This window comes from Sphingobacterium sp. SGL-16, from assembly GCF_011043515.1.
Taxonomy (GTDB): Bacteria; Bacteroidota; Bacteroidia; order Sphingobacteriales; family Sphingobacteriaceae; genus Sphingobacterium; species Sphingobacterium litopenaei.
In genome coordinates, this window is record NZ_JAAKGQ010000133.1 from 1 (window position 1) to 358 (window position 358).

A 358-nucleotide genomic window follows, 5' to 3' on the forward strand; every position below is an offset into this window, starting at 1 on the left:
TCATTATTGATGATGTTATGCTTTTCCCTTTAGAAAAAAATGTTGCAGTTGGCTTCTTTAATTTTATTAATCAAATATATGAATCAACATCTATTATCGTAACCACTAATAAGAAACCAACTGAATGGGCTAAAATGCTCGAAGAGGAGGTGATTGCAACGGCACTCTTAGATAGAATTTTGTTTCGGTGCGAAGTCATAAATCTAACAGGAGAAAGCTATAGATTGCAGAATAGAAAATCATTCTTGGACAAATAAATTTTATAGCATACTTTTGAAATGGATTGTGTATTTATTATTGCCAAATATGTTGCACTCCAAATTACCAATTTTGCTGCATTCTTATTTTCCATTTACAC

At 31.0% G+C, this 358-nt stretch carries 1 protein-coding gene; it reads left to right on the forward strand.

Annotated elements, in window-relative coordinates; genetic code table 11:
* A partial coding sequence (locus G5B32_RS16990) for an ATP-binding protein (protein ID WP_165292678.1) occupies nucleotides 1-257 on the forward strand: 257 nt, incomplete at its 5' end.
* Between the last annotated feature and the right edge of the window lie 101 nt (nucleotides 258-358).